28 protein-coding genes are annotated in these 23470 nt (G+C 70.2%); 13 read left to right on the top strand and 15 right to left on the bottom strand.

Going from position 1 to position 23470, the window contains the following annotated elements; translation table 11 throughout:
• Positions 1–35: 35 nt before the first annotated feature.
• Both N1027_RS17870 and N1027_RS17865 read left to right on the top strand, forming a co-directional pair.
• Positions 36–908, top strand: coding sequence for an ETEC_3214 domain-containing protein (locus tag N1027_RS17870; RefSeq protein WP_259509686.1), 873 nt, complete (start codon positions 36–38; stop codon positions 906–908).
• Between the two features lie 92 nt (positions 909–1000).
• Complete coding sequence (locus tag N1027_RS17865) at positions 1001–1531, top strand: hypothetical protein (RefSeq protein ID WP_259509684.1); 531 nt, start codon at positions 1001–1003, stop codon at positions 1529–1531.
• Between the two features lie 127 nt (positions 1532–1658).
• On the opposite strand, the gene N1027_RS17860 is transcribed toward N1027_RS17865, so the two are convergent.
• A complete protein-coding gene (locus N1027_RS17860) occupies positions 1659–2636 on the bottom strand; it encodes an aldo/keto reductase (protein ID WP_259509682.1) in 978 nt (325 codons plus the stop codon).
• 59 nt (positions 2637–2695) lie between these two features.
• On the opposite strand from N1027_RS17860, the gene N1027_RS17855 reads away from it, so the two are divergent.
• Positions 2696–3589: a hypothetical protein gene (locus tag N1027_RS17855; protein WP_259509680.1), complete on the top strand. Its 894-nt coding sequence runs from the start codon at positions 2696–2698 to the stop codon at positions 3587–3589.
• 65 nt (positions 3590–3654) lie between these two features.
• Here the strand turns inward: N1027_RS17855 and N1027_RS17850 are convergent, their stop codons facing one another.
• The 4 genes from N1027_RS17850 to N1027_RS17835 all read right to left on the bottom strand — a co-directional run bounded on the left by N1027_RS17850 (position 3655) and on the right by N1027_RS17835 (position 7059).
• Positions 3655–4311 (bottom strand): VOC family protein, encoded by a 657-nt coding sequence (locus N1027_RS17850; protein WP_259509678.1) that lies wholly within the window; start codon positions 4309–4311, stop codon positions 3655–3657.
• Between the two features lie 125 nt (positions 4312–4436).
• Positions 4437–5630 carry an epoxide hydrolase family protein gene (locus N1027_RS17845; RefSeq protein ID WP_259509676.1) on the bottom strand — a complete coding sequence of 398 codons (1194 nt, stop codon included), beginning with the start codon at positions 5628–5630 and terminating at the stop codon, positions 4437–4439.
• 95 nt (positions 5631–5725) lie between these two features.
• Entirely contained in the window at positions 5726–6442 is a 717-nt protein-coding gene (locus tag N1027_RS17840; protein ID WP_259509674.1) for a hypothetical protein, read from the bottom strand.
• Positions 6439–7059 (bottom strand): RNA polymerase sigma factor, encoded by a 621-nt coding sequence (locus N1027_RS17835; RefSeq protein WP_259509672.1) that lies wholly within the window; start codon positions 7057–7059, stop codon positions 6439–6441. The genes N1027_RS17840 and N1027_RS17835 overlap by 4 nt, the downstream gene beginning before the upstream one ends.
• A gap of 200 nt (positions 7060–7259) precedes the next feature.
• On the opposite strand from N1027_RS17835, the gene N1027_RS17830 reads away from it, so the two are divergent.
• Genes N1027_RS17830 through N1027_RS17820 form a run of 3 tightly spaced genes read left to right on the top strand, consistent with a single transcriptional unit; the run spans position 7260 to position 9881 of the window.
• Positions 7260–8693 (top strand): SulP family inorganic anion transporter, encoded by a 1434-nt coding sequence (locus tag N1027_RS17830; RefSeq protein WP_372499764.1) that lies wholly within the window; start codon positions 7260–7262, stop codon positions 8691–8693.
• 56 nt (positions 8694–8749) lie between these two features.
• Positions 8750–9088 carry a hypothetical protein gene (locus N1027_RS17825; RefSeq protein WP_372499763.1) on the top strand — a complete coding sequence of 113 codons (339 nt, stop codon included), beginning with the start codon at positions 8750–8752 and terminating at the stop codon, positions 9086–9088.
• A 22-nt stretch (positions 9089–9110) separates the two neighbouring features.
• Entirely contained in the window at positions 9111–9881 is a 771-nt protein-coding gene (locus tag N1027_RS17820) for a class I SAM-dependent methyltransferase (RefSeq protein WP_259509670.1), read from the top strand.
• An 18-nt stretch (positions 9882–9899) separates the two neighbouring features.
• Here N1027_RS17820 and N1027_RS17815 read toward each other — a convergent pair whose 3' ends face one another.
• Positions 9900–10148, bottom strand: coding sequence for a hypothetical protein (locus tag N1027_RS17815; RefSeq protein WP_259509668.1), 249 nt, complete (start codon positions 10146–10148; stop codon positions 9900–9902).
• A 151-nt stretch (positions 10149–10299) separates the two neighbouring features.
• Between N1027_RS17815 and N1027_RS17810 the strand changes: the two genes are divergently transcribed.
• Positions 10300–12057 carry an NAD(P)/FAD-dependent oxidoreductase gene (locus tag N1027_RS17810; RefSeq protein WP_259509666.1) on the top strand — a complete coding sequence of 586 codons (1758 nt, stop codon included), beginning with the start codon at positions 10300–10302 and terminating at the stop codon, positions 12055–12057.
• Positions 12058–12148: 91 nt separating this feature from the next.
• Entirely contained in the window at positions 12149–12988 is an 840-nt protein-coding gene (locus tag N1027_RS17805; RefSeq protein WP_259509663.1) for a class II glutamine amidotransferase, read from the top strand.
• A gap of 51 nt (positions 12989–13039) precedes the next feature.
• Here N1027_RS17805 and N1027_RS17800 read toward each other — a convergent pair whose 3' ends face one another.
• Both N1027_RS17800 and N1027_RS17795 read right to left on the bottom strand, forming a co-directional pair.
• Positions 13040–13561 carry an NUDIX hydrolase gene (locus N1027_RS17800; protein WP_259509661.1) on the bottom strand — a complete coding sequence of 174 codons (522 nt, stop codon included), beginning with the start codon at positions 13559–13561 and terminating at the stop codon, positions 13040–13042.
• A 26-nt stretch (positions 13562–13587) separates the two neighbouring features.
• Positions 13588–13740, bottom strand: a complete 153-nt coding sequence (locus N1027_RS17795) for a hypothetical protein (protein ID WP_259509659.1) — start codon at positions 13738–13740, stop codon at positions 13588–13590.
• A gap of 87 nt (positions 13741–13827) precedes the next feature.
• Here N1027_RS17795 and N1027_RS17790 point away from each other — a divergent pair, with 87 nt between their 5' ends.
• Positions 13828–14172 carry a metalloregulator ArsR/SmtB family transcription factor gene (locus tag N1027_RS17790; protein WP_259509657.1) on the top strand — a complete coding sequence of 115 codons (345 nt, stop codon included), beginning with the start codon at positions 13828–13830 and terminating at the stop codon, positions 14170–14172.
• Here the strand turns inward: N1027_RS17790 and N1027_RS17785 are convergent.
• Genes N1027_RS17785 through N1027_RS17770 form a run of 4 tightly spaced genes read right to left on the bottom strand, consistent with a single transcriptional unit; the run spans position 14169 to position 17766 of the window.
• The gene (locus N1027_RS17785) at positions 14169–14663 is read right to left on the bottom strand and encodes an SRPBCC family protein (RefSeq protein ID WP_259509656.1); all 495 of its coding nucleotides are present in this window, start codon (positions 14661–14663) and stop codon (positions 14169–14171) included. The two genes, N1027_RS17790 and N1027_RS17785, sit on opposite strands and share 4 nt — an antisense overlap.
• A gap of 5 nt (positions 14664–14668) precedes the next feature.
• Positions 14669–15040, bottom strand: a complete 372-nt coding sequence (locus N1027_RS17780) for an ArsR/SmtB family transcription factor (protein WP_259509654.1) — start codon at positions 15038–15040, stop codon at positions 14669–14671.
• A 60-nt stretch (positions 15041–15100) separates the two neighbouring features.
• Positions 15101–16951 (bottom strand): polysaccharide deacetylase family protein, encoded by a 1851-nt coding sequence (locus tag N1027_RS19990; protein ID WP_284439059.1) that lies wholly within the window; start codon positions 16949–16951, stop codon positions 15101–15103.
• Positions 16948–17766, bottom strand: a complete 819-nt coding sequence (locus N1027_RS17770; RefSeq protein ID WP_259509652.1) for a hypothetical protein — start codon at positions 17764–17766, stop codon at positions 16948–16950. Before N1027_RS17770 ends, N1027_RS19990 begins: the two co-directional genes overlap by 4 nt.
• 378 nt (positions 17767–18144) lie before the next feature.
• Here N1027_RS17770 and N1027_RS17765 point away from each other — a divergent pair, with 378 nt between their 5' ends.
• Positions 18145–18696, top strand: coding sequence for a cupin domain-containing protein (locus N1027_RS17765; RefSeq protein ID WP_259509651.1), 552 nt, complete (start codon positions 18145–18147; stop codon positions 18694–18696).
• Between the two features lie 82 nt (positions 18697–18778).
• Here the strand turns inward: N1027_RS17765 and N1027_RS17760 are convergent, their stop codons facing one another.
• Positions 18779–19390 (bottom strand): DinB family protein, encoded by a 612-nt coding sequence (locus tag N1027_RS17760; RefSeq protein WP_259509649.1) that lies wholly within the window; start codon positions 19388–19390, stop codon positions 18779–18781.
• A gap of 39 nt (positions 19391–19429) precedes the next feature.
• The gene (locus N1027_RS17755; RefSeq protein WP_259509646.1) at positions 19430–19750 is read right to left on the bottom strand and encodes an ArsR/SmtB family transcription factor; all 321 of its coding nucleotides are present in this window, start codon (positions 19748–19750) and stop codon (positions 19430–19432) included.
• 102 nt (positions 19751–19852) lie between these two features.
• Here N1027_RS17755 and N1027_RS17750 point away from each other — a divergent pair, with 102 nt between their 5' ends.
• The 3 genes from N1027_RS17750 to N1027_RS17740 all read left to right on the top strand — a co-directional run bounded on the left by N1027_RS17750 (position 19853) and on the right by N1027_RS17740 (position 22881).
• Complete coding sequence (locus tag N1027_RS17750; protein ID WP_259509644.1) at positions 19853–21082, top strand: MFS transporter; 1230 nt, start codon at positions 19853–19855, stop codon at positions 21080–21082.
• Between the two features lie 96 nt (positions 21083–21178).
• Complete coding sequence (locus N1027_RS17745) at positions 21179–22363, top strand: hypothetical protein (protein WP_259509642.1); 1185 nt, start codon at positions 21179–21181, stop codon at positions 22361–22363.
• Complete coding sequence (locus N1027_RS17740; RefSeq protein WP_259509640.1) at positions 22360–22881, top strand: hypothetical protein; 522 nt, start codon at positions 22360–22362, stop codon at positions 22879–22881. Before N1027_RS17745 ends, N1027_RS17740 begins: the two co-directional genes overlap by 4 nt.
• Here N1027_RS17740 and N1027_RS17735 read toward each other — a convergent pair.
• The gene (locus N1027_RS17735) at positions 22878–23429 is read right to left on the bottom strand and encodes a TetR/AcrR family transcriptional regulator (RefSeq protein ID WP_259509638.1); all 552 of its coding nucleotides are present in this window, start codon (positions 23427–23429) and stop codon (positions 22878–22880) included. The genes N1027_RS17740 and N1027_RS17735 overlap by 4 nt on opposite strands.
• Between the last annotated feature and the right edge of the window lie 41 nt (positions 23430–23470).

Genomic DNA, 23470 nt, shown 5'->3' with positions numbered 1-23470 from the left:
CGGCTGTCGTCGGCTGGTGGTGGCATGATCAGGTCATGGGCACGACGCCACGCGCATCCCTCCCGCTCGCCCGGCCGGCGCAGTGGTTTCTGAACGGTGGCAAGGCCGTCACCTGGTGCGCAGGACTGCTCGCAGCCATCAGCGCTCTCGTTCTGTTCGTTCCGAACGCCGTGAACACGATCTTCTGGCGTCCGGTCGAGTACAACCTGCTGAGCCAGATCCACGCGGGCGATTCGGCCGACTTCGTCACCAGCCTGCTCGGCCAGCCGGCGCTCGTCCAGAGTGTTCCCGGAGCAGGGCTGACCCAGTCGATCTACCTGCGCCGCGACCATTCGGTGATGACCGTCGCCGACGACGCTGGGCGTGTGGTGCTCTACTCGGTCTTGTCGTGCGATCCGGAATTCATGCCCACGTTCACCACGCCGATCCGCAGCACCGTGCATCTTCAAGACCGCGCGTTGGGCGAAGCCGAGAACGTCGGGTCTGCGCCGGCCGACGAGGTGCTCAACTCACGGCAGCTCGTCGCGGTGCCGCCCCTGAGCGTGTCGAGCCCGGCTCAGGTCGCCGAGGTCGGCATCCAGTCGGGCAGCAACGCGGCGCGCACGCAATCGTGGTTCGTGGGTGTCAACGGCGCCTGCGCCGACCTCGACGTGCTCGCCGCCGACCTTCCGCTCGCCGGCGAGCAGCCGACGGATGCGTCGATCGCCGCCGTGCGCTCGTCGACCGCGGCCAACTTCTATGCCGAGACGGCGACCGAGGTCGATGCCCGCCTCGACGAGTTCGGGGAGATCGCGCTCGGGCCGTACACGAGCGTGCCGCTCGACAAGGCACTGGGGCTCTACGTCACGCCGCACCTCTTCGATCTGCCGATCGACCGCCTCGATCAGGCGGGCACCAGAACCTTCTGAGGCGGAGCCCGACCAGGGTGTCCTGGCCCTCTCGGGATCTGGCAGGATCGACGGGGCAGCGAGCGGTTGCCTGCAATGGGAATGAGGGGCGTATGAGGGCGATCGCGCGACGCATGGGCGGAGCAGTTGTGGCGGCAGGCATCGTGGGCGGGGTGCTGAGCGGGTGCTCCCTGCTGCCAGGGCCGCCGCTGCTGCCCGGGGCCGGGGAACCGGCGTCGCCCACCGCGGCGGCCGTCGCCGAGACCCGCACGGTCTACGGCTTCGTGCTCATCACCGACCGTGAGATGACCGCCGAGAAGGATGCCGAGCGGCGGCAACGCGTGTGGGACGACGGCGACTCCAGCTGCGTCGCCCCCGCCGGGTTCGAAGACATCGTGGCCGGCGGCGAGGCACAAGTCGTCGGGCCGTCGGGCGTGCTCGCCGCGGGGGAGATCCAGGTGGGACAGTGGGATTCCGACGTGATGTCGGCCAACGGTGTCGTCGGATGCGGGTTCCCGATCGTCATCGAGGGCGTGCCTGAGGGGCTGGACGAGTACGGCATCCACGTGGGCGACGCATCCCGGCCGGCCTTCGCGTTCGACGCGAGCGAGATGCGAGCCGGGCCGCGGCTGTTCCTGCCGTGAGCGGCCGCGGCCCGACATCTCACCCGGCTGCCGAAACGACGGAGAAGTCGGGCCCCGCACCGAAACGACGGAGGTGCGAGCGGCGTGTCGCCCGAGTTCTCCGTCGTTTCGGCGAGGGGAACAGCGGCTACTCGGCGTCGTGCGGCGGGACGCCGTCGGCCAGGTCGGCGAGCTCGGCCCAGACCTCCTCGGGCACGGCGGCCGCGGCCGTCGCATCCGCTACCGCCTGCGTCCACCGGTCGAGCGAAGAGGCGCCGACGATCGTCGTGTGCACCCGTGGGTCGCGCAGGCTGAAGCCGAGCGCCAGCGCACCCATCGCCACACCGTGCTGCTCGCAGATCGAGCGAAGTCGGGCCAGCGCGGCCGCCATCTCGGGGCGGATCGGGCGGTAGCCGTAGCGGCCGGCCAATGACAGTTCACCGGTGAGCACCCCGCCGCCGTACGGCGCCGCGTTCGAGACGCCGACGTTGCGCTCGGTCGCTGCGTCGAGCAGGGCGCCTGCCGAACGGTCGAGCAGGGTGAAGCGGTTGTGGGTGACCAGCGCGTCGAAGAGGTCCGTCTCGATGAAGCGCTGCAGCATGTCCACCGGGCCGCCCGAGATGCCGATCGAGGTCGCGAGGCCCTGCTCCTTCATCTCCACCAGCGCCTCGACCGCGCCGCCCGGCTCCATCACGGCGTCGAAGCCGACCACCTCGGGGTCGTGCAGGTAGAGCACGTCGACGCGATCGAGACCGAGCCGATCCAGCGACTCCTCGAGCGAGCGGCGCATCCGGTAGCCGCTGAAGTCGTCGGTCGTGGTGTCGCGGTCGAGCTTGGTCTGGATGACCAGCCCCGTGGCCACGCCGCCGGCCTGTGCCAGGGCCTGCCCCACGAACAGCTCGGAGAGATGACCGGCGTCGGTCGGGCCGTACATGTTCGAGGTGTCGAGGAGGTTGGTGTCGAGCGCATCGGCGAAGAACGCCTGCGCCACCTCGAGGATGCGGGCGTCGCGCTCGTCGCCCGATTCGCCCGCGCGGAGTTGCCCCCACGACGACGTGCCGAGGGCGAGGGGGGTGACGTCGAATCCGGTGCGTCCGAACGGTCGGGTCTGGCGAAGATCTGTCATGGCCTCAACGCTAGCGCTCACGCCTGGCGATGTCGGTGCTGCAGTGATCGAATGGCACCGTGAGCACGACGCTGCAGCGCACCTACCGCAACCTCCGCCTCGGCATCGCCGGCACGGTGGTGCTGATCGGGGTCGCCGTGGCGATCATCTCGGTGAAGGAAGGCATCCTCGTCTCCGTCAGCGCCTACTACTACACGCCCGCCCGAAACGTGCTCGTGGGCGCGCTCATCACGGCGTCGTTCGCCATGCTCGCGCTCTCGGGGCAGGGCATCCAACGGGTGCTCCTGGATGCTGCGGCCCTGTTCGCCCCGATCATCGCGCTGGTGCCCACCCTGCTGGCGCCCGGGCGGGTGCCGGGCACGCCGTACCGGTGCGGGCCGGGGCTCACCTGCGTTCCCGACGCCGTACTGCCGGAGGTCGAGCTCGGCGTGTGGACCTACCTCGTCTTCGGCACGCTGGTGCTGGTGGTGGCGATCGTCGTGGCGTCCGTGCGGGTCGCGCGTGAGGGGCGAGTGGTGGTTCGCACGGTCGCGCCCTCCTTCGCCATCGCGTTCGTGGTGCTGATCAGCGTGCTGCTCGGCTGGTTGCTCGCGCCCGACGTCTTTCTGGCCTCGGCGCACCTGGTGTCGGCCGTCATCTTCTTCGGCCTGATCGCCGCGGTCGCCGTCGCCAACGCCTTCGATCCGGTCGACCCGCGGGAGCGCCGCCCGCCGCGCTGGTTGCGGGTCGGCTACTGGATCGTCGCGGCCGCCCTCGTGGTCGACCTGGCGGCCATCATCGCGGTGGTCGGCTTCGGTCTGACGCTCGAGGTGACCCCCTCGCCGTTGTTCGTGGGCGAGGCGATCGCGCTGGCATTGTTCGTCGCGTTCTGGGTGCTGCAGTCGGTGCAGAAGTGGAACGCCGACGACCCGCGGGTGCTGGTCGCGCAGGATCTGCCCGCCAAGTCGCGCTAAGTCGCCCCTGAGTGCCGTGCAGGGGCGACTTAGCGCGACTTCGCGGCGCGCCGATGCGGGTGCGCTCAGGTGGAGGCGGGGGTGGGGAGGGAGACAGTCCAGGCGAAGCCGTCGGGGTCGGTGAATGCGCCCGCGTCGCCGGCGATGGCGAGGCCGTGCGAGCTGCTGCCCTCGGGTGGCACACCGGCATCCTTCGCCAGTGCCTTGCGGCTGTAGAGGCCGAGCTTCACGGGGCTCGAGGGCAGCGCGAACTCCACGTATTTGCCGAAGCTCTTGCCGACCTCGAGTCCGTGTTCGACGTAGAACTTCTTGCTCGCCGAGACGTCGTCGACTCCGAGGAGCAGCACCAGCGTGTCGATGCGGCGGTCGCTCGGGTCGGTGTCCTTCTTGGCCGTGGTGGCGACCTTCCAGATGGCGCCGTCGGGCGCTTGGATGCTGCCGCCCACGCCCCAGAGCGACTTCGCGACAGGCCTCAGAACGGTGGCGCCGGCGGCGACGGCCGCGTCGATCAAGGCATGGACGGTGGCGGGCTGGAAGACCGTGATCGAGAGGGTGTAGCCGCGGAACCCGGAGGTGGCGTGCGTGGCGGCGGCGTTGGCGGCACCGTCGGCAGCGCCGGCTTGACGCACTCGCAGGCGGTCGCCGAGTGCGAACGCGGCATAGAAGGTCTCCGCGGCGGCGGCATCCGGAACGTCGAGGGTGATGGAGTCGATGGTTGTCATGACGACGACGCTACGGATGCGCCACGGCCGACGCTTCTCGATTCCTGCTCGATCCGTTCCTGCGTCGTGGATTCTCGGCCGCCGGCCGCCGGCCGCCGGCCGCTCTGCGGCCCGACGCATGCGGGCTACCGGCGGAAGGGACGGAAGAACGCGCGCAGCTCCTCGGCGTAGAGCTCGGGCTGCTCGAAGGCGGCGAAATGGCCGCCGCGCGCAGGCTCGGTGACCCGCACGGCGTTCGCGGTGCGGTCGATCCAGGCGCGTGGCGGGCGCATGATGTCGCCCGGGAAGAGGGAGAACCCGCTCGGCACCTCGACGCGGCGGGCGAGCTGTTCGGGCGGGATGGCGGCATTGGCGTGGTACATGCGCATGGACGATCCGATGGTCTCAGTGAGCCAGTAGATGGTGATGTTCGTCAGGATCTCGTCCTTGCTGTACACGCTCTCGAGGTCGCCGTCGGGGCCGCAGTCGCTCCACGAGCGGAGCTTCTCCACGATCCACGCGGCAAGCCCGGCCGGAGAATCGCTGAGCCCGGCGGCGGCCGTCTGCGGTTTCGTGCGGTGGATGGCGCCGTAGGCTCCCTCGGTCGCGGCCCAGCGCACCGACTCGTCGATCCACTGCCGTTCTTCGGCTGTGAGCAGGGCCGGGTCGCCGGAGAAGTGGGGGAGGCCGGCATCCGTTCGGTGCACGGCGATCACGCTGTCGGGGTGATCGAGCGCGAGATACCGGCTCACGTGGCTGCCGATGTCACCGCCGGCGGCTACGAATCGGTCGTAACCGAGGCCGTGCATGAGCTCGGCCCAGAGAGCGGCGACGTCGATGGAGTTGCGCGGACGATCGGTGGGGCGATCGGAGTAGCCGTAGCCCGGCATGTCGGGAACGACGACGTCGAAGGCGTCGGCGGGGTCGCCGCCATGTGCGCCCGGATCGGTGAGGAGCGGGATGACCTTCGTGTAGCGCCAGAAGGAATCCGGCCACCCGTGGGAGAGCACGAGGGGGAGCGGATGCGTTCCCCCTGCGGCACGGGCATGGACGAAATGGATGTCCAGACCGGTGCTAGCGCCACCGTGCGCACCGCTCCCGAGTCGCGCGCGGAAATGCGGATGCCGGGCCAGGGCGGCCTCCTGCGCGGCCCAGTCGAAGTCGTTCGCCCAGTAGTCGATGAGCTCGCGGAGGTAGGCGACGTCGGTACCGAGCGTCCAACCCGCGCCCTCGATCGCATCCGGCCATCGTGTGGCGCGGAGCCGGCGGCGCAGGTCGTCGAGCGCCGCAGGATCGGTGCTCATCGTGAACGGTTCGGGGCGGAACAGGGTGTCCGGCATGCCGTCACCCTACGCCGCGCGTATCGAGTGGGCACGATTCGTCGGAGACAGGCCGGATGCGCGACGATTCGTGCCCACTCGATGGCGGGAGTGCGTCAGCGGCCGAACGCGGCGGCGTAGAGCTGCTCGAGGGCGGGGGTGGCGGGGCCGCTCTGACCGCAGCTGAGGATGGACCCGTCGCTCGCGGCGATGAGGTACGACGAACCCTCGTCGTAGTGCAGCGGCATCCCGTCGAGCATCACGTCGTCGCCCTGCGGAACCTCCACGATGTCGGTGATGTCTCCGGCGTAGCGGTCGGTGACCGACAGCGTGACCGTGCCGTCGTCGGCGATGCTCGTGGCTGTGGCCTCGAACGCGACATCCGCGTAGCCGGCGAGCATCTCGGGCGTGATCTCCGCGCACTTCATCGCGATTTCGGCACCGTTGCCCGGGCCGGCCGCGAGCTCGGTGACCTGCGGCGACGAAGCGCCGAGTTGCACGGCGACGGAGATGCCCACCACGGCCAGCACGGCGGCCGCGGCACCCACGGCGATCGCCCAGCTCAGGCGGCGGCGCGGGCGGGGGGCCGGGGAGGGGGTGGCGGTTCGTTCGTCGGCGCGGCTCATGGTGGTCTCCTTCAGGGACGTGGTGCGTGCAGGGTCGAGCGGGGGGAGGGAGCGGGCCGGATCGGCGCGGCTGAGCAGGCGCTCCAGCGCGGCATCCGCGTCGGCCGGCTGCTGCGACGCTGCCGTCCGGTCGGGCGTGCCCGGGGGCGGTGGCGTCGCGGCGCTCGCCGGCGGCCGTGGCGTGTTCTCGTCGTCGTGCGGGTTCATGCGGTCTCTCCCTCCTTCACCCCGTCATGTCCGGATGAGCCCCCGCCCTTTCCGATGCGCTCGAACTCCGCGCGCAGCCGCTTGCGTGCCCGGTGCAGCCGGATGCTCGCCGCATTCGACGTGATGCCCAGCACCATCGCGATCTGAGGGATGCCCAGCTCGTCCCAGACTGCGAGACGGAGGATCTCGGCGTCCGCAGGGCGCAGTGCCGCCAGAGCGGACCGGATGCGCTCGACCGCGTCGCCGTCGTCGCCCTGGCCCCCACCCCAACGACCCGCGCCGCCACCGTCCCAGCCATCGCCGTCGTGCGACGCCCGCCCGTGGTGCGGGTCGATCGCCGCCTCGGGCCGGTCGACGGTCACGATGCGCGCGAACAGCCGCCTCTGCCGCCGGGCCGTGCGCTCGGCGTTGGCCAACTGGAAGCGGGCGACGCCGATCGCCCAGGGGAGGGCATCCGCGTCATGCTCCGGGATGTCGTCGGCCCGCCGCCACAGCACCAGCAATGTCTCGCCGAGCACGTCGTCGGCCGTGGCCGCATCGGTGCGGCGCGCGAGATAGCGGCGGAGCGGTTCGAGCACCAGGTGCAGGTGCTGGTCGAACCGGTCGGTGCTTTTCACAGAGTCCACGATGGCTCATGTCCGGCTGCGATGAGACATTTCACCCTCGCCCGCCTCGGTAGAATCGATGGGCACAGTCGCGCACGGGCGACGCGCGTGCCCGGCACGGATCACGGCAGACGGGGACGACGATCGCTCACGAGAACGGTGCGTCCGGCCCGCAGCGCGAGATCACCACCGTCGGCGCTCTCCGTTCACCGGTGCTCCTCAGCCGCGAGGTGCTGGCGGGAATCGTCACCACCCTCGCCCTCATCCCCGAGGTCATCTCGTTCTCGGTGATCGCGGGCGTCGACCCGAAGGTCAGCCTCGTCGCATCCATCGTGCTGGCGCTCAGCATGTCGGTGCTCGGCGGCCGGCCCGCCATGGTCACCGCCGCTGCCGGCTCGGTGGCGCTCGTGGTCGCCCCGCTCGTGAAGGATCAGGGCGTCGAATACCTGCTGCCCGCGGTGATCCTCGCCGGCATCGTGCAGATCGCGTTCGGTCTGCTCGGCTTCGCCCGCCTGGCCCGGTTCATCCCGCGCAGCGTCATGCTCGGCTTCGTCAACGCCCTCGGCATCCTCATCTTCGTCGCGCAGGTTCCGCACCTCATCGACGTGCCCTGGCTGGTCTATCCGCTGTTCGCGCTGACGGTCGTGATCATCCTCGTGCTGCCGCGCTTCACCAAGGCCGTGCCCGCGCCGCTCGTGGCGATCGTCGTGGTGACCGCCATCGTCATGCTCGCGCACCTCACCGTGCCGAACGTCGGCGACGAGGGCGCCATCGGCGGAGCGCTGCCCGGCATCACGCCGTTCCTCGTGCCGCTGAACCTGTCGACCTTGGCCATCGTCTGGCCCACCGCGCTCAGCGTCGCCTTCGTCGGCCTGCTCGAGACCCTCCTCACCGCCAAGCTGGTCGACGACATCACCGACACCCGCTCGCACAAGAACCGTGAGTCGTGGGCGCTCGGCGTCGCGAACATCCTGGCAGGCTTCTACGGCGGCATCGCCGGATGCGCCATGATCGGCCAGACCATCGTGAACGTGAAGATGGCCCGGGCCCGCACCCGCATCTCGACCTTCGTGGCGGGGCTCGTGCTGCTCGCCATGGTGACGCTGCTCTCCGACGTGATGGCGCAGATCCCGATGGTGGCGCTCGCCGCGGTGATGATGATCGTGGCCATCACCACGGTCGACTGGCACAGCGTGCGGCCCTCGACGCTGCGCCGGATGCCGCTGCCCGAGAGCCTGGTGATGGCGGTGACGATCGCGGTGGTGGTGGCGACCGGCAACCTCGCGATCGGGGTGCTGGTGGGAGTCGTGCTCGCGATGGTGTTGTTCGCTCGACGGGTGGCGCACGTCATCAGCGTGACGCGGGTGGTGGCGGGTTCGGGCCCCGATGCCGTCGCGCGGTATGCCGTGCACGGGCCGCTGTTCTTCGGCAGCAGCAACGACCTGGTGGAGCGCTTCTCCTACGCCGACGATCCGCCCGCGGTGGTGATCGATTTCAGCGACTCGCAGATCTGGGACGCCTCGAGCGTCGCCGCGCTCGACTCCGTGGTGACGAAGTACCGGCAGCACGGCATCGAGGCTTCGGTCGAGGGGCTCGACGGGCGCAGCTCCGTCTTCCACCGCCGCCTCTCGGGCCACCTGAGCTGAGTCGGGCGCGTAGGACATCTTCACCGCAAACGGCGCGCATCCATTAGCGTCGAGGGGTGGACGAATGGATCGAGCATCGGCGAGGCGACGGGGAGCTCGTGGGGTGGATGCGACCCGAAGGCGACGGATTCGTCGTCATCGACCTGCTGGGACGCGAGGTGAGCGGCCCGATCGACTGGTTCGACGCCGAGGAGTTGCTCGACGAGCGCGGCCTCCGCTACCTCGCCGATCCGTTCCTGCTCGACGTCGACGGAGTGTCGCTGCGCGTGCGGATCACCGAGGTCAGCACCCAGCGCATCCGGGTGAAGAAAGACGACTTCGGCGACATCACCGTGCCGCTGCGGGAGTACGAGCTCGCGTGGCCGATGCCCGCCGAACTGCGGCCGCTGGCGTGACCGGGATCGGGGATCGATCCGCGTGACCACGCCCGACTGGGACGGCGACCGCTACGCCGAGATCGCCACCCTGCAGCACGACCTCGGTCGACGGTTCGCCGCCGAGTTGAGCCCGCCACCGAACGCGCGTGTGCTCGACGCCGGATGCGGCGACGGATTCGTGACCCGGCTCATCGCCGACCGGCCGGAGGTCGCCGAGGTGGTGGGCTTCGACCCCTCGCCGCTCATGATCCGCGCGGCACGGGACGACGCGCATCCGTCGATCGAGTTCATCGAAGGCGACGTCACCACCTTCACCACGGCGCAGCCCTTCGACCTGGCCGTGTCGCTCAACGCGTTGCACTGGGTGCACGACTCGGTGGCGGCGCTGTCGCGGCTGCGCGAGGCCGTGCATCCGGGAGCCGCCGTCGTCTGCCAGTTCGTGCCCGAGGGGGAGCGGCCCTCGGTCGAAGACGTGGCGTTCTCGGTGGCGACCGCGCCGGCCTGGGCCGACTGGTTCGGCGGGTTCGGCGCCCCGCACGTGCACCGCACGCGAGGCGAGTGGCGCGACATCGCCACCTCGGCCGGACTCGTGGTCGACGACGCGACCGAGCGCGACCTCGCCTGGGACTTCGGCAGCGCCGCGGCCTTCCGCGCCTGGTGCGCGCTCGGCTTCACGGCGTACACCGACCGGTTGCCGCCGGAGCGGCACGACGAGTTCGTCACGCGGGTGACCGACGAATACGGCCGGGTCACCGGATCGGATCAGGTCTTCCGTTTCCTGCAGCTGCGCCTCGCCTCGCATCGCCCGTAGCGAGCCGATGCGACTCGCTCAGGCGGGGGTGACGAGGAAAGCTTCTCCCGGGTCGGGCATGTTGTGCTCGAAGAGTCCGTAGGTGCAGCTGCCGCCCTCGATCTTCGTGGAATCGGTCTTCCACACGTCGTACATGTCGTCGCTGTTGTGCAAGGCGATCAGCTCGTGCGCCTTGCCGTCGTCGACCGGGACAGTGATGGCCGTGGCACCGATTCCGGACGGCTCATCGGCAAGAAGTCGGGCCAGATAGCTGTCAACGTCACTCATGTCGCGACTCTACCGCGATGCAGCGCGCACCGGTCGTGCGGTGCGGAATTCCGGTCGGAGCCTCGCCGGAAGGCGCCGGGGACTCTGGTCACCGACGCCCGCGGCGAGTACCATCGCCGCTGTTCGAGCGGTTCGGAAGGAGTGGATCGCGATGACGCACGAACGGGCGGCCATCCTGGTGTGCGCTCCGGATGCGCCCGCCCGCGAGGCCGTGGTGCGTCAGCTCCGGCGGCGGTACGGCAGCGACTACGAAGTGCTTCCGTCGGCGAGCGAGACGGATGCGCGCGGCCGGCTCGATGCGCTGCAGAGCGACGGGCGTGACCTGGCGCTGGTGATCGCGCGGGCCGGCGGTGGCGACCCCGCGCATCCGTTGTTCGCCTGGGCCCGCAGTCTCTACCCCGACGTGCGGCGCAGCGTGCTCATCGACTGGGGGTCGTGGGCGCAGTCCGAGACAGCGCGCACGATCTCGGACCTGATGGCCCGTACCCTCGTCGACTACTACCTCGTCGTTCCGGCCCGTGAGCCCGACGAGTCGTTCCACCGCGCCGTCACCGATCTGCTGCACGATTGGGAGCGCGCATCCGGACGGGTGCGCACCGGGTTCGCCGTGATCGGCGATCCGGCGGTCGCCCGCACGCACGCGTTGCGCATCCTGCTCACGCGAGGAGGGGTGGGAGCGGATGCGGTGGCGCCGACGTCGACGCAGGCGCAGTCGTTACTTGCCGGCACCGGTGCCGAGTACACCGGGGTGCCGCTCGTGCGGGTGCCGGACGGGCGGATTCTGCGCGACCCCGACGATGCGGCCCTCGCCGCCGCCTACGGACTCACCACGTCGCTGCCGCGGGAGCCGGTCGATCTCGCGATCGTCGGAGCCGGGCCGGCGGGACTCGCGGCGGCGGTCTACGCCGCCTCGGAGGGGTTGACCACGGTGGTGCTGGAGGCGGAGTCGATCGGTGGGCAGGCCGGGTCGAGTTCGCTCATCCGCAACTACCTCGGATTTCCGCGCGGGGCGTCCGGCGCCGATCTGGCCCAGCGGGCCTACCAGCAGGCCTGGGCCTTCGGGGCGCGCTTCGCGCACGCTCGCCGCGCCACGGGCCTGCAGCTCGACGCCGATGGCGCCTTCGTGCTCGAGGCGCCGCCGGCAGGCGACGTCGGTCCCCAGGCCCAGGCGGGCGGGGAGTCGGATGGCGCGAACGGGGAACAGGAGCCGGGTTCGAGCGTGCGGGCCGGTGCGGTGGTTCTCGCGAGCGGCGTCTCGTACCGGCGGCTCGCCGTGCCGGAGCTCGAGCCTTTCGTGGGCGTGTCGGTGTTCTACGGCGCCACCTCCGTCGAGGCGCGGGCGCAGGAGGGGAAGGCGGTGTACGTCGTCGGGGGCGGCAACTCCGCCGGGCAGGCGGCTCTGCACCTCAGCCGCTACGCCGCATCCGTTGCGCTCGTGATCCGCGGTGCGGCTCTGGCCGAGAGCATGTCGCAGTACTTGATCGACGAGCTCGCCGCCGCGGGGGTCGGGATCGTCACGCGCGCGCGCGTGGTCGGAGCGGAGGCCGCGCACCCGCCGGCGGCACCGCTTCTGGAACGGATCGTGCTGGCCGACACCCTCACGGGCGAACAGAGCGTCGTAGCCTGCGAAGCGCTGTTCATCACCATCGGTGCCCGGCCCCACACGAGCTGGTTGCCGCCCGCCATCCTGCGCGACAAGTGGGGGTCGGTGATCACGGGGCGAGACGTGGTGGTCGAGGGCGGACGCCTCGCCTGGCCGCACGACGAGCCGCCTGCGCCGCTCGAGTCGTCGCTGGCCGGCTTCTACGCCGTGGGCGACGTGCGACGCGGGTCGGTGAAACGCGTGGCCTCGGCCGTGGGCGAGGGGTCGGTGGTGATCTCCTCGGTGCATCAGCACCTCGGGCGGTGAGCGCTCTACCCGCCGGTCGGCCCGAGTTCCCTCTGGTGCCGGCGCATCGGGCGCGCGTAGGGTCGAGATCGGGGAGTCGGGAGGTTCGCAGATGTGCCGGTGGGTGGCTTACGCGGGGCCGGATCTGCATCCGTCGACCCTCATCCTCGACACCCCGCACTCGCTGGTGGCGCAGTCGCTGCACTCGCCGCTCGGCAAGGAGACGGTGAACGGGGACGGGTTCGGGATCGGCTGGTATCCGGCAGACGCCGCGCCGGGCAGGGCGCCCACACTCTTCCGCAGCATCGAGCCGGCTTGGTATGACGAGAACCTCCAGGAGCTCGCGCACGCGATCGAGAGTCCGCTGTTCTTCGCGCACGTGCGTGCAGCGAGCGGGCCGCCCATCCAGCAGACCAACTGCCATCCGTTCCGCCATCAGAACTGGATGTTCATGCACAACGGAGTGCTGCGGCAGTTCGGCGTGATGAAACGCGACATCCTGCTCGAGATCGAGCCGGCCCTGTTCAGCTCGATCCGGGGCACCACCGACTCGGAGGCGCTGTTCTACCTCGCCGTGACGTTCGGGCTCGCCGCCGACCCGATCGGGGCGATGGGGCGGGCGATCCGGGAGGTCGAACGGATCGGGGACGCGCTGAGCGTGCCGCATCCGGTGCAGGGCACCTTCGCGGTGACCGACGGATCGACCATCTGGGCGTTCCGCTACTCGAGCGAGCACCGGTCGCGCACACTGTTCTACTCCGAAGACATGGGTGCTCTGCAGGAGACCTACCCCGACATCGACCGGCTGCGGCAATACGGCGCGGGAGCGCGGGTGATCGTGTCGGAACCGCTCAGCGACCTGCCCGGCGCGTTCGTGGAAGTGCCGGAGTCGACGGTCGCGGTGCTCGAAGACGGGAGTTATCGGCAGGAGGCGTTCCTGCGGGACGCCTGACGCCTGACGCCTGACGCCGCCGACCCGCGACCCGCGACCCGCGTCTCCGGCTCAGCGGGAACGCAGGCGCTCGAGGATCTTGGCGATCCGCGCATCCAGACCCGTCGCCGCGTCGCCCGGCAACGCATCGACCGGCCACCAGCGCACGCCCTCGACCTCGTCGTTCGCGCGGAGTGCGGTGGCAGGATCGGCCGTGAACGCCACGCCGATGTCGAGGTGCTCGGTGCAGTGCCCGAAACGGCTGGAGAGGCGATGCGCATCGACGTCGACGATCGTCGGTGCGGTTCCGGCCGGGGGTTCGACTCCCGTCTCCTCTCGGGCCTCGCGCAGGGCGCCGTCGATGACGGTGGCGTCCGCCGGTTCGAGGTGTCCGCCGGGCTGCACCCAGAATCGCCCCTTCTTGTGGAAGCACAACAGCACCTGCCGGTACTCGGCGTCGAACACGAAGGCGCTCGCGGTGGCGTGCACCGGATGCGGGTGGCGGGCCAGGATCGCCGGGCCCGCCTCGAAGAACGCGAGCACGCGCATCCGGGTCGCCCGATCGGCGTCATCGAGGGGCTCGACGGAGTCCACGGCCTCGAGTGCAGAGGCGAAGGCGCTCAACCGGCGGGAGCCGGGCCGTCGGTGGGCGTCGCGGCCGCGATGTACTTGTGGATCTTGTCTTCGAGATCGCGGTCGAACGAGTCGACTTCTTCGCCCGAACCCAGACCGGAATCGGGGTCTCTGCCCGCTGCACTCCGTGAATCGGTCATGCTTCGAGGATAGTCCTGGTGGGCTCCGGAGGGCAGGCCGAACAGTGCCCACCGCTCGCTAATTAGCACATGTGCTAAGTTGCTAATATGGCTGACAGCACGAGCGACATCTTCTCGGCTCTCGCGCATCCGACCCGCCGCCAGATCCTTCAGGATCTGAAAGACGGCGAGTTGGCCGCGGGCGACATCGCGGCGCGGTTCGAGGCGTCCGGTCCCACCATCTCCCGGCACCTGTCGGTGCTGCGCGCGGCGGGTCTCGTGACCGAGCGGCGCGACGCCAACCGCATCCTCTACTCGCTGGTGGGCGACCGGCTCGCCCTCTCGGTCGGCGACTTCCTCTCGACCGTGTGCCCCGAGCAGATCGTGCTGCGCGAGGTGCGCAAGGTCAAGACGAAGCGCGCCGGTGACGCGGGCGAACCGATCGGCGCCTAAGCCCGGGCGGTGGCCAGCAACTCGTCGATCTGGCCCATCGCAAGGCGCATGCCCTCGTCCATGCCCATCTGGATCAGCTGATCCATCTGGTCGACCGACTCGAACTGATTGACCGTGGTCATCCGGGTGCGGCCGTCGACGTCTTCGAGACTCACGGAGCCGTGGACGACCGGCATGTCACCGTTCGGTTCGCCGTTCTCCTCGGCGAAGCCGTCGTCGAAGGCGAGGTGGGTGGGGGCGTCGACGGCGGTGATGCGCCACCATCCGCGCGACTTCTCGCCCTCCGGCCCCGTCATGTGATAGCGCGATTCGCCGCCCACCACCACGTCGTGCTGCGTGAAGGTGGCTGGCCAGGTGGGCGGACCCCACCAGCGCTCGAGCTGGCGCGGGTCGGACCAGAGCTGCCAGATCCGCTCGACGTCGGCGTCGAATTCGGCGACGAAGGTGAGGCTGAGTGCATCGGTGTTCTTGTCAGTGCTGATGACCGGCATCGTTCTTACCTTTCTGCTTTCTGCGGGGGTGTTTCGTCGTGCGACGTCTCCTCGGCGAGGAGGGCGTCGATGCGCACCACGCGGTCGCGCCAGATGGTTTCGAACTCGTCGAGGAGACGGGTGGCCCGGCGCAGGGTGTCGAGGTTCGCTCGCACGATCTGCTCCTTGCCTCGTCGTTCCTTGACGATGAGGGTCGAACGTTCGAGCACCGCGACGTGCTTCTGCACGGCCGCGAAACTCATCGTGTAGCGCTCGGCCAGGCTCGAGATCGACTGCTCCCGCCGGATCGCCCGCCGCACGATGTCGCGGCGGGTGGTGTCGGCGAGGGCGTGGAAGACGGCATCCGCCTCGGTCTCGCTCATCAATTGTGCAACCATTTGGTTGTACGATACTCGCGGTCGATGGTCTGCGCAACCTTTCGGTTGTATGTATCGCGGTCAGCCGTGCGTCGTCGTCGTGTGCGCGGCGGGCAGTCGGCCACCGAGCAGCTGCTGCACCGTGACCGGGGTGAAACCACGGCCGAGCAGGCCGTCGAGGATGGCGGGCGTCATCCTCGCGGTGTTCTCGTGAACGTCGTGGAGCAGGATGATCGCGCCCGGCTTCGGCTGCAGCGCGGCGCGATCGAGCAGGGTCTCGTCGTCGGGCAGTCGCCAGTCGTTGGTGTCGATGGTCCAGAGGATGGCGGGGAGCTCGGTCTGGGCGAGCACCCGAGGGTCGACGGCTCCGTAGGGCGGACGGAACGTGGACGGCCGCTGCCCCGACGCCTCCAGGATCGCCTGACTCGTGCGGGCGAGCTGGTCGGCGATCTCGGGGTCGGTGAGCTTCGTGAGGTCGGGGTGGTTCCAGGTGTGGCTGCCGATCTCGTGCCCTTCGGCCTGCATCCGCGCGACCTCGCCGGCGTGGCCGCCCACGTTCACCCCCTGCAGAAAGAAGGTCGCGGCCGCGCGGCGGGCGTCGAGGGCGTCGAGCACGTCGGCGGTGTGCTCGCCCGGGCCGTCGTCGAAGGTCACGGCGACGCAGGCGAAGAGGGCGCAGTCGACGCTCTCGGTGCCGCGCCACGGGGCGGCGGGCACGGCGAGCGGTGCTCCGGATGCGAGCACCGACTGCACCTGCGAGCCCGGTTGGGTGAGGAGGGCGGCCGCGGTGGTGGCGGGAACGGTGACGAAGAAGGGGGCGGATTCGGGTGCGGTCGTGGCTGCGGCACCGGTTGCGGCTCCCGCTCCACCGCCGCGGAGTCGGTCGAGCTCGGGAGTGCTGAAGTCGGCCGGGACGTGCACGACGAGCGAACCGTCGGGCGCGAAGGAGAAGTGAGCGAAGAGGGTGCGGAGCTGCTCCACCGGGAACTCGTCGACGCTCTGCACCATTTCGGGCTCCAGGGCGCCGGCTCGCACTTTCAATGATTGCACGACGAGGCGCAGCAGAGTGCGGAGGCCGTCGTCGCTGATCAGGGTGTCACTCGTGGTCACGAAGGCACCAGAGGTGTCGGCGTAGTAGACGGTGGTGTCGTCGGAGATGACCTGGCCGGCCTCCGCGGTGGTGGTGCGGAGGGCTTCGACGAGCACCGTGCCGGCGGCGGCGATGATCTCGCAGGTGATGGTGAGCGACGGCCCGCCGCCGGGCGGGGTGAGCGCGGGATCGGCGAGGAGCTCGAGCGCGGGCCGGGTTGACGAGCCGGGAACGCAGCCACGGGCCTCGGGTGGGATGTCGGGGGCGTCGGCGGCGGGCTCGTAGGGTGTGCCCGTCGCGGCGGCGTGCTCCGCGATGGCAGTGGTGACGCGACCGCGGAGCGTGTCGGTGAAGGGCTGGTTGCCGGGGATCTCTGCCCAGCGCGCGGCGATGGGGGAGGCGACGTCGTCGCTGTAGAGGAGGCGCACGTCGAGACCGGCAGGGGTTCCCGGGGCGGGGGAGTCGGCGGGTTGGGCGGGTGTCGCGCCGGTGCCGGAGATGCTGAGGGCTGCTGGCGCGGGCTCGCGCGGAGCCCAGGCCGGGGCGGAGGGGATGCTCGCGCACCCCGCGAGCAGGGCGACGGAGGTGAGGATGCCCACGGCGGAGGCGATGCGACGGTGGTGCGCGCCCGTCGTCGGGCGATCGGGTCGGGCACGTCCGGCGCGCAGGTGTAGGGACGCGTGGCGGGAGACCGGCGCGAGGGCGGTGTGACGGGGGCGCTCGCCGGGAGTCGGGCGAACGGGAACGGCGCGTCCGGCGCGCGGAGGGAGGGACGCGTGGCCGGAGACCCGGGCGAGGGCGGAGCGAAGGGGCTGCACGATATGCCGGGCTCGATGCGTCATGATGCACCACCCGCCCTGGCGGCGCCGGCTGCGGGTGGGGTCGGCGAACCGGTCGCTGCGCGCGCGAAAGTCGCGGTGGCCACCAGGTCGGCCGTGACGGTGCGGTAGGCAGCGGCGTCGGCGGTGGGGACCGCGGCGACCAGGGTGAGAGCGAGCGTGGGTGATGCCGAGGCGGCGGTGCCCGCGGTCGTGCCTGCCGCCGGATCGGCGAGGGAGCCCACCGGCGGCAGCACGATCGCGACCGTGGAGGTCGTGTCGCCGCGAACGATGTCGGCGTAGCGCACCGTGACGCCCGACGTGAGGGTCTCTTCGCTCCAGCGGATGCCGCTCGCCGCCTCGTCGGTCGGGCCCGCGGGTCCGCTGTCGGCATCGGCGCCGGTGTCGCGATCCGGGTTCGAAGCTCGCTCCGAGGAGTCCGCGGCCCCTGCGTCCAGGTCGTGTGCTGCGAGCAGAGCGGCGAGCGCGGATGCGACCGACGTCGGGCTCACCTCCGGCAGTGGGGCCAGGCCGAGCTCTGCACGGTATACGCCGTCGGGGGAGAGCAGTGTCGCGGCGTCGTCGGACAGGAAGGGGCCGATGCCGAGCGGCACCCAGCCGGGCGCGACCTCCACGCCGGCGCTGCCGGACGCATCCTGAACCCGCACCGGCGTCGACGTCACGAGGCGCTCCCGCGGGGTTTCGGCGAGCACCGGCGGCAGCCACCACAGCGCGACCCCCGCCCCGACGACGAGCACGGCCACGACGATGCCGACGACGAGCAGCACGACGCGCCCGGGCGTCCACCGGCGCTCGAGTCGCTCCCTGGTCGTCGTCATCGTGTCGCAGCTCTCGGCCGATTCGCCTGCGATCGCCGCCCGAAACCGATGCGGTCGACGGATGCGCCCCCGGCCCTGTCCGCATCCGAGATCAGGGTAGGCAGCGGCATCCGCGTCGGAGTGGCAGGCGCGCCGGGCGGTGGATCGTCGCAATCGACTCGTTATCTGCGGCCTTCCGCGCGCTCCCCGAAGTGGGGGTGCGGCGGGCCGGACGCTCGGTGGGGCGTTCTGCGACGATGATCAGGGATTCCCTGCCGACGCCGACCGCGCCACTCCCCACCGCACCGCTCCACTCGTCGCCGTTCCACCCCGCACGGCTCCACCCGGCGCCGGTCCAGATTCTGCACCCTCCACGATCCGCCAACGAAGAGGTCCACCGTGAAGAACCGCCCCGCCACCGCCGTCGTTCTAGCCCTGGCTGTCGTCTTCGCCGCCACGTCCGCCGGATGCGCGGCGACGCCCACCGCATCCGTCGCCTCACCCTCGTCGAGCGCCGACGCGATCACACCGGCCGCGTCGCCCACGCCGACGGCTTCCGCGCCGGCGACCGACGCCCCCGTCGTGGTCGAGGAGCTCGGCAAGGGAGAGCAGGACGCGGCGGTCGACGTCGAGGTCGCCGGCCCCACGCAGGTCGCGTTCCGGCGCATCACGATCCACCCGGGTGCCGGCACCGGCAAGCACTGTCACGACGGACAGCTGATCGCCGTGGTGGAGCAGGGCGCTCTCACCCACTACGCGCCCGTCTACCCGGGCGGCGTGCACGTCTACCAGACGGGCGACTCGATCGTGGAGGGCCCGCACTACGTGCACGAGGGTAAGAACGAGGGCGACAGCGACGTGGTTCTGCTCGTGACCTACGTCATCCCCGAAGGCGACCCGCTGGCCGAGACCGACCTCACGAAGTGCGACCCCGAGTCGGCGCCGGAGTAGCGCTCGGCGGTGCGCCGCAGAGGACCTCTGCGCCTCCACGAGCGCAGGAAATGCCCTACCCGGTAGGGCTCCGGAGCGACCGTCAGCCGGCGGCTGCAGTGGCCGCGCGCGCGGCGGTCTCGAGGCGGGAGCGGTAGGCCTCCCAGTCGGCGGCGGAGCGCACCGGGATGTTCGGGTCGGCAGGACCGTTGCCGATCGCCCCGTCGATCGACTCGCGGATGATGTCGGCGTGGCCCGCGTGCCGCGCGGTCTCGGCGATCATGTGCACGAGGATCTGCTGCAACGTCACCTCCCGCCGCTCCGGCGGCCACCACGACACCTCGCCGCGCGCCTCCAACGGCAAGGCCTCGATCGTCGCATCACTGTGCTCGGCCGAGTAGTGGTGCAGCTCGATGATCTCGGCGCGCGTCTCGTCGGCGAACGCCCACATGTCGCCGTCGGGCTCCGCGCCATCTGCATACCAGGGAAGCTCCCGCGTCGGCCGGTCGAACACCTCGCCGAAATAGCCGAGCTCGACGCTCGCGACGTGCTTCACCAGCCCGAGCAGACTCGTGCCGGTCGGCGTCATCGGGCGGCGCACGTCATATTCGCCGAGCCCGTCGAGCTTGGCGAGCAGATCGGCGCGGCGTTTGCGTAAGTAACCGAGGAGCACGGCCTTGGCCGGGTCGGTCGGTGAGGAGTCGCTGTCGTTCATGCTCCGACTATGCCCGACACCTCCGACATCGACCAAGCCTCAGACAGCGGCCTGCCCGGCGTGCGTCAATGCGTTCACGAGCCCCGGGAACCGGGCATCCAGCTCCGCCCGGCGCAGTTGGATGGCGTGGGTGCGGCCGTCGACGATGGTGCGCGTGATTCCCGCTTCGCGCAGGGCCTTGAAGTGGTGGGCGAGCGTCGACTTCTGCACCTCGAAGCCCCACTCCGGAGCACTCTTCGGGTGCGGTTCGCCGTCGCAGAGCACCGTCACGATCTGCAGCCGGATCGGATCGGCGACCGCGCGCAGCACGTCGACCAACTCGACGTCGGCCATGTCGGGCACCGGGTAGTCGTTCGTCATCCGTCCTCCTTCTTCGCCGATCGCGGGTGCTGCCCTCGCAGCACATCCATCGGGTCGATCGTCGATAGTTCGATGAACATCAAACTATGCTATCGTAATCGTATGACATCGATCGAACAATCATACGCGCATCGGCTCACCTCGCGCCTGGCGATCCTCGCCGTCGGTCTTTTCGTGGTCGCCACCAATGCGTTCGTCATCGCCGGCCTGCTGCCGTCGATCGCCTCGTCGTTCGGGGTGTCGCCCGACCAGGTCAGCTACTCCATCTCCTACTACGCGATCGTCGTCGCCATCGCCGCTCCGGCCATCTCCATCCTGCTGCCGCGCCTCTCGCGCACCACGTTGATGGCCGCCGGAACCGCGCTCGTCGCGGTCGGAACGGTGATCGCCGCTGCCGCGCCGGGCCTCGAAGTATTCACGGCCGGGCGCCTCGTCGCCGCGTTGGGTGGCGCCGCTCTCGTGCCTGCCGCCACGGCGGCCGCGGCAGCGCTCGCTCCGGTCGAGCGACGTGGGCGCGCCATCGCCTTCGTGGCCGTGGGCTTCACTGCCGCCTCGGCTTTCGGCGCTCCCCTCGGCACCGCGCTCGCGACCTTCGGTGGCTGGCGGCTGCCGCTGTTCGCGCTCGCCGGGCTCGCGGTGCTCGTCTCCGTCGCCATCGTTTTCTTCGTGCGCAGTGTTCCCCTCGGTCACTCCGTCTCGGTGCGTCGCCGCTTCGCGACCCTCGCCGACCCGCGCATCCTGTTGACCCTCGCCGCAGCGCTGCTCGTGTTCTGCGGATTCAACGCGGTCTACATCTTCAGCTCCGCCGTCACGAGTCAGGCGACGGGTGACATCAGCTCGCTGCTCGCCGTGCTCCTGCTCGTCTTCGGGGTCTCGGGAGTCGTCGGCAACGTGCTCGCCGGTCGCCTCGTCGACCGCTTCGGCAGCCGCGTGATGACCGCGGCCGCCCTGATGCTTCAGCTCGCCGCCCTCGCTGCGCTGCCGTTGGTGGCCGACAGTCTGGTCGGCACGGCGGTGCTGTTCGCCCTCTGGGGCGCATCAGCCAACGCGTCGACGCTGCCGTTGCAGCACCGACTGATCGAGATCGATCCGGCCACCTCCGGAATCGCTCTCTCGTGGTTCTCGACCGCGATGTACGCCGGTATCGCCCTGGCCCCGCCCCTCGGCGCGACCGCCTTCGGCATCGGTGGCGGCGAACTGGTGCCCGAGGTCGCGGCGGGAGCGTTGCTGCTCGCGCTCGTGGTGTTCCAGGTCGGTTGGCTCTGGCGGCGGCGCGCGACGGGCGCCCCGTCGACGGGATCGATTCCGGAGGTCGCCGCGACACGAAGCTGAGAAATGCTCCGTACACATGAGCATTAAACACATCATGTGTATAAGCTGTCGTCGTCGGCAGGGCCTCGGGGGTGGTGTCACACGAAAGGCCTCTCGATGCCCATTTCTCATCGACTCAAGCTGCGGCTTCTCACCTCAGCACTGGCCGTGGTTGCGACCGCTGCAAGCGCATTCATCAGCACTCCGGCCGGGGCCATCACCTCGCCACCGGATGCGCCGCCCCCGATCACCGATCCGCTCGGTCTGATCGGGCGGCTGGCCCCCGAGATCCTCGCCGAGACGAGCATCCCACCCACCGCCGCCGAGGCTGCGGTGGTCGAGGCGGAGACCGGCGTCGCACCGTTCCGCGCCGACCTTCCCACCGACCCGGCGCATCCGCTGCTCCTCTCACCCACCGAGACCGAGGGGGCCGGGTTGCCGGTCTCGGTCACGATCGACGGCGCCCGCGGGCAAGCCCAGGTGGCGCAGGGGATCACGACGTTCGCCGAGCCCGGAGCGTCTTCGGCCGCCTACCTGCAACCCGTGCAGAACGGCGTGCGGATGCTCACGGCTCTGGCCGACGCGTCCGCCGGCGACGACTTCTCCTACACCTTCGGCGTTCCCGCGGGCAGTTACACCACCGCACTGCCGGGAGGTGACACGATCCTGTCCGACCCGTCGCACCACTACATCGGCTCGCTCGGCGAGGCGTGGGCAGTGGATGCGCAGGGGAGGGCGCTGCCGACGTCGTACTCGTGGAGTGGGTCGACGCTCACCCAGCACGTCGAGCTCGCGGCCGACACGGCGTATCCGGTGCTCATCGATCCGACCTGGTATTACACCTACGATTTCTCGGCAGCACTCCCGGGATATCACGCCACCTATCCGAAGGCGACGGAATCCGCCGTCGACCGGCTGCTGCACACCTGCTTCAACTGCTACTTCCCGATCAACGGAGCGCCGCGCTCCTATCCGGTCGACGGTCAGATCCTGAATCTGAACGCGAGCCCCTTCTCATTGGAGCTCACGGCGGCACCGGTGCGGATGCAGACCGCCAACGGTGGAGCGATGCAGTTCCTCGCCCAGGCCGGGCACTTCGACGGCGCGGGGTCGATGGTCACGTTCTCCTGGTACAACGATCCGAGCGGGTACATCCACCTCTACGTGCACGCGAAGATCTTGCGTGATCTGGGGGTGCTCGTCAACGTGGCGAATTCCCGCATCGCCGGAGCCAATTGGCTACTGTACTGGCAGCGGGTCGCCGACCACGCGAGCGGAAGCGGCGGAGGCGGCGGAGTATGACGGAACGGGCGAGCGAGTCGGCGACCGCCCGTCGCCGACCGCTCGCCCGGGTCGCGGTGCTCGCGATTCCCGGCGGAATCGTCGTCGGCGCACAGATCGGTGTCGAGTACTCGCTCGTCTCCACTGTGTCGAATCTCCTGCTCGATCCGGTGTGGCTCGGCGGCAGCGGGTCGGTCGGGCTGGCGATCTTCGGCGCGATGGTCGGTGCAGGCGTCGGGGCGCTGCTCGGCATCGGGGTGGGCGGGTTCACGGCCGGAGTTCTCGCCCTCGCCTGGGCGGCGCGCTTGCCGGGCTGGGCCGTGACGGTGCTCGGGTCGTGTGCCGTCGCAGCGGCGGCGTTCGGCCTCACCGCCCTGACCTTCGGGTTCCACCTCGAAACGCTCCTGCTCCCGCTGTTCGCGTCGACGCGCGGGGTCGCCGGGGTGATCCTGCTCAGCTGGTTGGCGGGGCTGCGGCCCCACGATTACTGGGACGCGCTGGAGGCGCGGGAGCGCGAGCGCGCATCCGCCTCGGACTAGGGCGTGTTGCTCACGGGTCGAAGCCCTTGTTTCACGACGGCAGCCAGCCGCTGCGGAGCGTCGGTTCGGCTCATACATGCGTCCATGAGTGTCTCGACATCCTCGAGGGTGAGCTCCGGCCTGACCGCTCCCGCCCGCTGCGCTGCGCTGAGTGTGGCTTCCAGCTCGTCGCAGAGAATCTGGACACTCTTCCCGATCGAGGCGATGGCCTTCGGGTTGATGGCGGCATTCAGTCGTTGCGCGAGACCTCGGTTGACTGAACCCGCTGTCACGACCGCGTCGAAGAGCGCGAAGAACGCCGGCCCGGGATCCCTCTCGGATCGGTAGGACCGTGCGAGTTCCGCGAGCTCGTCCATGCCTCTACTCAGCACCGCCTCGTAAAGGAGATCCTTTGTCGGAAAGTGTCGACTCACGGTGCCGGTGCTCACTCCCGCCTGGTCGGCGATGGCCTGCACCGACGCCTCGAGTCCCTGCGTTGCGAACAATTCCACTGCGGCATCGAGGATCGAGCTGCGGTTCCGGACCGCGTCCGCACGCGTCTTCGTCATGATCCACTCCTAAACGGGACGCGCATCCCGTATAGTCGCTT

It is taken from the genome of Herbiconiux aconitum (assembly GCF_024979235.1).
In the GTDB taxonomy this organism is placed as follows: domain Bacteria; phylum Actinomycetota; class Actinomycetes; order Actinomycetales; family Microbacteriaceae; genus Herbiconiux; species Herbiconiux aconitum.
This window is presented reverse-complemented; position numbering and strand designations above follow the sequence as displayed.

Coding starts and splice junctions, on each gene's coding strand:
- N1027_RS17870 (WP_259509686.1), top strand. CDS start 36: ATGGGCACGACGCCACGCGCATCCCTCCCGCTCGCCCGGCCGGCGCAG.
- N1027_RS17865 (WP_259509684.1), top strand. CDS start 1,001: ATGAGGGCGATCGCGCGACGCATGGGCGGAGCAGTTGTGGCGGCAGGC.
- N1027_RS17860 (WP_259509682.1), bottom strand. CDS start 2,636: ATGACAGATCTTCGCCAGACCCGACCGTTCGGACGCACCGGATTCGAC.
- N1027_RS17850 (WP_259509678.1), bottom strand. CDS start 4,311: ATGACAACCATCGACTCCATCACCCTCGACGTTCCGGATGCCGCCGCC.
- N1027_RS17845 (WP_259509676.1), bottom strand. CDS start 5,630: ATGCCGGACACCCTGTTCCGCCCCGAACCGTTCACGATGAGCACCGAT.
- N1027_RS17840 (WP_259509674.1), bottom strand. CDS start 6,442: ATGAACCCGCACGACGACGAGAACACGCCACGGCCGCCGGCGAGCGCC.
- N1027_RS17815 (WP_259509668.1), bottom strand. CDS start 10,148: ATGAGTGACGTTGACAGCTATCTGGCCCGACTTCTTGCCGATGAGCCG.
- N1027_RS17810 (WP_259509666.1), top strand. CDS start 10,300: ATGACGCACGAACGGGCGGCCATCCTGGTGTGCGCTCCGGATGCGCCC.
- N1027_RS17805 (WP_259509663.1), top strand. CDS start 12,149: ATGTGCCGGTGGGTGGCTTACGCGGGGCCGGATCTGCATCCGTCGACC.
- N1027_RS17795 (WP_259509659.1), bottom strand. CDS start 13,740: ATGACCGATTCACGGAGTGCAGCGGGCAGAGACCCCGATTCCGGTCTG.
- N1027_RS17790 (WP_259509657.1), top strand. CDS start 13,828: ATGGCTGACAGCACGAGCGACATCTTCTCGGCTCTCGCGCATCCGACC.
- N1027_RS17785 (WP_259509656.1), bottom strand. CDS start 14,663: ATGCCGGTCATCAGCACTGACAAGAACACCGATGCACTCAGCCTCACC.
- N1027_RS17780 (WP_259509654.1), bottom strand. CDS start 15,040: ATGGTTGCACAATTGATGAGCGAGACCGAGGCGGATGCCGTCTTCCAC.
- N1027_RS19990 (WP_284439059.1), bottom strand. CDS start 16,951: ATGACGCATCGAGCCCGGCATATCGTGCAGCCCCTTCGCTCCGCCCTC.
- N1027_RS17770 (WP_259509652.1), bottom strand. CDS start 17,766: ATGACGACGACCAGGGAGCGACTCGAGCGCCGGTGGACGCCCGGGCGC.
- N1027_RS17760 (WP_259509649.1), bottom strand. CDS start 19,390: ATGAACGACAGCGACTCCTCACCGACCGACCCGGCCAAGGCCGTGCTC.
- N1027_RS17755 (WP_259509646.1), bottom strand. CDS start 19,750: ATGACGAACGACTACCCGGTGCCCGACATGGCCGACGTCGAGTTGGTC.
- N1027_RS17750 (WP_259509644.1), top strand. CDS start 19,853: ATGACATCGATCGAACAATCATACGCGCATCGGCTCACCTCGCGCCTG.
- N1027_RS17745 (WP_259509642.1), top strand. CDS start 21,179: ATGCCCATTTCTCATCGACTCAAGCTGCGGCTTCTCACCTCAGCACTG.
- N1027_RS17740 (WP_259509640.1), top strand. CDS start 22,360: ATGACGGAACGGGCGAGCGAGTCGGCGACCGCCCGTCGCCGACCGCTC.
- N1027_RS17735 (WP_259509638.1), bottom strand. CDS start 23,429: ATGACGAAGACGCGTGCGGACGCGGTCCGGAACCGCAGCTCGATCCTC.